At 69.7% G+C, this 5,717-nt stretch carries 7 protein-coding genes and 1 pseudogene; 2 read left to right on the top strand and 6 right to left on the bottom strand.

Going from position 1 to position 5,717, the window contains the following annotated elements; translation table 11 throughout:
• Both D183_RS24730 and D183_RS0113275 read left to right on the top strand, forming a co-directional pair.
• Nucleotides 1-305 (top strand): annotated as a pseudogene (locus D183_RS24730) (NAD(P)/FAD-dependent oxidoreductase); the annotation flags it as partial.
• A 57-nt stretch (nucleotides 306-362) separates the two neighbouring features.
• The gene (locus D183_RS0113275) at nucleotides 363-980 is read left to right on the top strand and encodes a trimeric intracellular cation channel family protein (RefSeq protein WP_026144447.1); all 618 of its coding nucleotides are present in this window, start codon (nucleotides 363-365) and stop codon (nucleotides 978-980) included.
• 124 nt (nucleotides 981-1,104) lie between these two features.
• On the opposite strand, the gene rpoH is transcribed toward D183_RS0113275, so the two are convergent.
• The 6 genes from rpoH to rhlB form a co-directional block, all read right to left on the bottom strand.
• Nucleotides 1,105-1,983 carry an RNA polymerase sigma factor RpoH gene (gene rpoH / locus D183_RS0113270; protein WP_026144446.1) on the bottom strand — a complete coding sequence of 293 codons (879 nt, stop codon included), beginning with the start codon at nucleotides 1,981-1,983 and terminating at the stop codon, nucleotides 1,105-1,107.
• Between the two features lie 218 nt (nucleotides 1,984-2,201).
• Nucleotides 2,202-2,933, bottom strand: a complete 732-nt coding sequence (ung, locus tag D183_RS0113265) for a uracil-DNA glycosylase (protein ID WP_017909426.1) — start codon at nucleotides 2,931-2,933, stop codon at nucleotides 2,202-2,204.
• Between the two features lie 28 nt (nucleotides 2,934-2,961).
• A complete protein-coding gene (locus D183_RS0113260; protein WP_017909425.1) occupies nucleotides 2,962-3,804 on the bottom strand; it encodes a response regulator in 843 nt (280 codons plus the stop codon).
• Nucleotides 3,805-3,811: 7 nt separating this feature from the next.
• The gene (ftsX, locus tag D183_RS0113255) at nucleotides 3,812-4,756 is read right to left on the bottom strand and encodes a permease-like cell division protein FtsX (RefSeq protein ID WP_017909424.1); all 945 of its coding nucleotides are present in this window, start codon (nucleotides 4,754-4,756) and stop codon (nucleotides 3,812-3,814) included.
• Complete coding sequence (ftsE, locus tag D183_RS0113250; RefSeq protein ID WP_017909423.1) at nucleotides 4,753-5,439, bottom strand: cell division ATP-binding protein FtsE; 687 nt, start codon at nucleotides 5,437-5,439, stop codon at nucleotides 4,753-4,755. Before ftsE ends, ftsX begins: the two co-directional genes overlap by 4 nt.
• 73 nt (nucleotides 5,440-5,512) lie before the next feature.
• On the bottom strand, nucleotides 5,513-5,717 hold a 205-nt coding region (gene rhlB, locus D183_RS24725), incomplete at its 5' end, for an ATP-dependent RNA helicase RhlB (RefSeq protein WP_039727521.1).

Genomic DNA, 5,717 nt, shown 5'->3' with positions numbered 1-5,717 from the left:
GGCGGCTGCGCGGCGACACCGCCAGCGTGCCGTTCCGCTATGCCGACTACGGCAACCTGGCCACCATCGGGCGCATGGCCGCGATCGTGCACCTGGGCCGGCTGCAGCTCTCCGGGGTGCTGGCCTGGTGGTTCTGGCTGGCCGCGCACGTGTTCTTCCTGATCGGCTTCCGCAACCGCGTGGTGGTGCTGCTCAACTGGGCCTGGGCGTACTGGAGCTACCAGCGCGCCGCGCGCATCATCCTCGGCGACCCGCCCGCGGCGGAGGACACGCAGGCGCAGCCCGCACCGCCCGTGGACAGGTGACACTGCAAGGCCGGGCTGCGATCCTAGCCGGCCTTTTTGCTGCAGCGCAGTGCCGTCTTGGCCACCTTCCTGTTCCTGCTCGACCTGCTGGGCACCTTCGTGTTCGCGATCAGCGGCGCCACCGTCGGCGTGCGCCATCGCCTGGACCTGTTCGGCGTGCTGGTGCTGTCGTGCGCAGCCGCGGTCTCCGGCGGCATCGCCCGCGACGTGCTGATCGGCGCCACCCCGCCGGCAGCGCTGGCCGACGTGCGCTATCTCGGCGTCGCCTGCCTGGCCGGGCTGCTGGCTTTCTACAGCCACCACACGGTCGAGCGCCTGCGCAATCCGGTGCAGATCTTCGACGCGATGGGCCTGGCGCTGTTCGCGGTCTACGGCACCAGCAAGGCGTTGGCGTTCGGCCTGGGCCCGCTCAGCGCGCCGCTGCTGGGCATGCTCAGCGGCATCGGCGGCGGCATCGTCCGCGACCTGCTGGTGGCGCGCACGCCAGTGGTACTGCAGGCCGAGCTGTACGCGGTGGCGGCGCTGCTCGGCGGCGGCGTGGTGGCCGTGGCGCAGGTGCTGCACCTGCCGCAGCCCTGGGGCCTGGGGGTGGGTGCGGTGCTGTGTTTCGGCCTGCGCTTCATGGCGATCCGCTACGGCTGGCACCTGCCGGTGGCGCGTCCGCCGGAGTCGTGATCCAGCGGCGTGCGGATGGACTTCCGCAGCCGGCAGTCGCCAATCCGCGGGCAGCCCAGGACAAGAAAAAAGGCCCGGCAATGCCGGGCCTTCTCGCGCGTTGCAATCGCTCGCCGCAGGCAACTCAGGCGACGAACAGCGCCTTCATCTTCTTCAGCGCGTTCGCCTCGATCTGGCGGATGCGCTCGGCCGACACGCCGTACTCGTCGGCCAGTTCCTGCAAAGTGATCTTGCTGTCGGCATCCAGCCAGCGGCGCTTGATGATGTCGCGCGAACGCGCATCCAGTTCCGCAAGGCCTTCGCGCAGCAGCTGCAGCTGGTTGTCCTCGCTGTCGGCGCGCTCGTAGGCCTGCGAGGGATCTTCCTCGTTGGCCATCAGATACGCGGCCGGCGACGGCGGCGCGTGGTCGTCGTCCTCGTCGGACGGCGCGTCGAAGCCGATGTCGCGACCGGAAAGGCGCGACTCCATCTCCATCACCTCGCGCTCGGACACGTTGAGGTCCTTGGCCACGGCGGTGACCTCGGCCGCGTTCATCCAGCCCAGGCGGGTCTTGGACTTGCGCAGGTTGAAGAACAGCTTGCGCTGCGCCTTGGTCGTGGCGACCTTGACGATGCGCCAGTTCTTCAGGATGTACTCGTGCATTTCGGCACGGATCCAGTGCACCGCGAAGCTGACCAGGCGCACGCCCATGTCGGGATCGAAACGCTTGACCGCCTTCATCAGGCCGATGTTGCCTTCCTGGACCAGGTCGCCCAGCGGCAGGCCGTAGCCGTTGTAGCCGCGGGCCACGTGCACCACGAAGCGCAAGTGGGAATGGACCAGTTCGCGGGCCGCGTCCAGGTCTTCCTGGTCGCGATACCGCACCGCCAGTGCACGTTCCTCGTCGGACGTCAGCACCGGGATCTGATGCACGGCGCCGATATAGGCATCCAGCGAACCGAGCGGACTGGGGATCGGGAGGTTGTTGGCAACCAATGCGTTGGAAGTAAGCGTCTGGCTCATAGGGCTCATCTTAGCAGTCTAATAATTGGACTGCTGGGTACAGTAAAAAGTTCCTGTGTTCTGTTTATGCAACATATGAATCAGGAATGACACTGCAGCACAAGCCACTGAAACAATCGGGACGCATCGTCATCCCGTTCTCTGACCGCAAAAGTAGCAGCCGGTTCGCGAAAATGGCGTCCACGTCAGGCGACAGCGTCGCCCTGTCCAACCGCGGTTCAGGCGCCGCCCAGCGCCGCTTCCAGCTCTGCGCGCGGCGGCAGACTCCAGTCGATGGGGGCGGCGCCGCGGCGCTTCAAGTACTCATTGGCCGCGGAGAAATGCTTGCAACCTAGGAAGCCGCGGTGCGCCGACAGCGGCGAGGGGTGCGGGGCCTTGAGCACACGGTGGCGGCGGGTGTCGATGACCTTGCCCTTGGCCTGGGCATAGCTGCCCCAGAGCAGGAACACCAGACCCTCGCGCTCGCGGTTGAGGGTCTCCACGACGTGGTCGGTGAAGCCCTCCCAGCCCTTGCCCTGGTGCGCGCCGGCGCGGCCTTCCTCCACCGTCAGCACCGCGTTGAGCAGCAGCACGCCGCGCTGCGCCCAGGGCAGCAGGCAGCCATGGTCGGGACGGCGGATGCCCAGGTCGTCCTCGATCTCCTTGTAGATGTTCAGCAGCGACGGCGGCACCGGCACCCCCGGCAGCACCGAGAAGCACAGCCCGTGCGCCTGGCCGTAGCCGTGGTACGGGTCCTGGCCGAGGATCACCACCTCCACCTTGTCGAACGGGGTAGCGTCGAAGGCGGCGAAGATCTGCCGCCCCGGCGGGAACACCCGCGCGCCGGCGGCCTTGCGCTGGCGCAGGAAGGTGGCCAGTTCGCGCATCTCCGGGCGCAGCAGCCAGTCGCCGACCTGCGCCTTCCACGACGGCTCCAACTGGATCCGGCTTTCGTCTTCGTTGTTGCTCATCGCTTCCAGGCTCGGGACATCACATCGGTCAGAAGGTCACCGCGATCTCGTCGAGCCGGGCCAGGCGCAACTGGAACAGCACCTTGGTGACCAGCAGACGCTCCTCGATCGGTTTCTGCACCAGGTCGTTGGCGCCGGCGCGCAGCAGCTCGGACTGGGTGTGCGGGTTGCTGTCGCCGGTCATCACCAGCACCGGCATGCGCCGCTTGCCGTAGGCGAAGTCGACGCGGATGCGCTGGACCACGTCGCGGCCGTTGAGCTCGCCTTTCAAGGTGACGTCGGTCAGCACCAGGTCGATGCGGCGGGTGGTGCGGCCCAGCGACTCGGCGGTCAGCAGGGCGAACGCGTCTTCGGCGCTGAGCACGTGCACCACGTGCAGCTGCTGGCGTTCCAGCATGCGCTTGGTGGCTTCGGCCACCACCCGGCTGTCCTCGACGTAGAGCACGGTGGCGCCGGCCACCGGCTGCGGCTGCACGTAGCCGCGAATGAAGGTGGCCAGCGCCTCGTGGCCGAGCGCCTTGTCGAAGTAGTCGGTGACGTACTCGGTGAAGCGGCGCTCGACCAGGTGCTGCTGGGCGTCGCCGGAGACCACGATCACCGGCACGTAGGCCTGGCCGGCGGCTTCGCGCACGCTGCGCGCCAGGGTCAGGCCGTCGCCGTCGGGCAGCCCCAGCGAGGTGGTGACCAGATCGACCGGACCGGCCTCCAGCGCGGCGCGCGCCTCGGCGATGCTGGCGCAGCCGACCACGGTCACGTCGGGCAGTTCGCGATGCAGCACGTCGGCGATCAGCTTGCGCACCAGCTTCGAGCCATCGACCACCATCACCCGGGGGGCGGCGCTGATCAGATGCTTGAGCTCGTGCCCGGCCATGTGCGCCTCAGGTGTCGGTGGGCCGCGTCTGGCGCAGGAAGTGGCCGGTCACCAGCCAGGCGCCGAGCCAGCCCAGCAGCAGGGTGCCGAGCAGCACGAAGCCGGCGTGCAACGCGTCCAGCCCGTGCAGCACGAAGTGGCTGCCGTAGCTGTCGGCCAGTGCCGCCAGCGGCTGGCCCAGGGCCATGCCGGAGGCCGCGAGCAGGCCCAGCGCCAGCACTCCGGCGCCGAAACCGTACCAGGCGCCCAGGTACAGGAACGGGCGGCGGATGAAGCCGTCGCTGGCGCCGAGCAGCTGCAGCACGCCGATCTCCTCGCGCCGCGACTGGATGTCCAGGCGCACGGTGTTGCCGACCACCAGCACCGCACCGGCGCCGAGCAGCAGCGACAGCACCTGCACCAGGCGTTCGCCGAAATGCAGCCAGCCGTCCAGGCGCTTGCGCCACAGCGCGTCGTGCTGGACCAGGTCGGCCTGCGGCAGCGCGGTCAGCGCGGTCGCCAGCGGGGTGTCGTCGGCCGCGGCCGGGGTGACGATCAGCAGCGTCGGCAGCGGGTTGTCCTGCAGCGCATCCAGCGCCTCGCCCAGGCCGGCGCTGTCGCGCAGCTCGGCCATGCCCTCGGCCGGCGTGCGCAGCGTCACCGCGGCCACGTCGCCACGGCCGCGCAGGGTCTGCGCCAGCGCCTGCGCCGCGGCGGCGTCGACGTCGGTCTTCAGGAACACGTTGATGTCGCGCGACTGCTGCACGCTGCCGGCGAACTGCTTGAGGTTGTCCAGGGCGATCGACAGGCCCAGCGGCAGGGTCAGCGCCAGCGCCATCACCGCCATGGTCAGCAGCGTGGCCCACGGCTTGCGCATGGCGCGGCCGAGGCTGTAGACGATGCTGTGCAGGTGGTGGTCCCACCACACGCCCAGCCGCGAGGGCGCCGCGGCGCCGGCGTTGCGCGCGCTCATTCGGCCAGGTCCTGCGGCGAGATGTCGTCGATCAGGCGGCCGTGGTCCAGGATCAGCACGCGCTTGCGCATCTGCTTGAGCAGCGCCAGGTCGTGGCTGACCACCAGCACACTGGTGCCACGCGCCGGCAGTTCGGCGAACAGCTGCATGATTTCCGCGGCCAGGGTCGGGTCGAGATTGCCGGTCGGTTCGTCGGCGACCAGCAGCCGCGGTTCGCCGACCATCGCCCGGGCGATGCCGACGCGCTGCTGCTCGCCGGCCGACAGTTGCGAGGGCAGCGCCTTCTCGCGGTGGCCCAGGCCCATGCGCTCGAGCACCGAGCGCACGCGCTTGCCGATCTCGGCGCGACGGGTGCCGCGCAGGATCAGCGGCAGGGCGACGTTCTCGGCGATGCTGCGGTCGGTGAGCAGGCGATGGTCCTGATAGACCGCACCGACCTCGCGCCGATGCAGGGGCACGCGGCGGCCGCGCACCTTCAGCAGGTTGCGCTCACCGAACAGCACCGCGCCGCGCGAGGGCCGCTCGCTCAGGTGGATCAGCTTGAGCAAGGTGCTCTTGCCGGCACCGGAATGGCCGGTGACGAACAGCATCTCGCCCTCCTCGACCTCGAAGCTGACGTCCACCAGCGCCGCGTGGCCGCCGGCGTACTGTTTGCTGACATTGTCGAACCGCAGAACGCTCATCCGGCGATTATGCCGGAGCGGCCCGGGTGTTCGTCCACCGCGCGCCTCGCACGCGGCGGACGGCCGGTCCGGCTCAGGAGCTGGACACCAGCGAGCGCAGCTTGCGCCCCAGGCGGGTCAGGAACGAATCGTTCTTCGCCGCCGCACCACGCTCGGCCTGGCGCGCAGCCTTGACCGGGGTGGCCACGACCTGCACCGGCTTGGCCGGGGCCGCGGTCGCCGGGGCGGCGCTGCCGTTGCCGGCCTGTGCGCCCTCGGCACCTTCCAGCGGACGCCCG

The organism is Xanthomonas sp. SHU 199, from assembly GCF_000364665.1.
GTDB classification, from domain to species: domain Bacteria; phylum Pseudomonadota; class Gammaproteobacteria; order Xanthomonadales; family Xanthomonadaceae; genus Xanthomonas_A; species Xanthomonas_A sontii.
The sequence above is the reverse complement of the archived record's forward strand: the minus strand, read 5'-3'. Positions and strand labels throughout refer to the sequence as shown.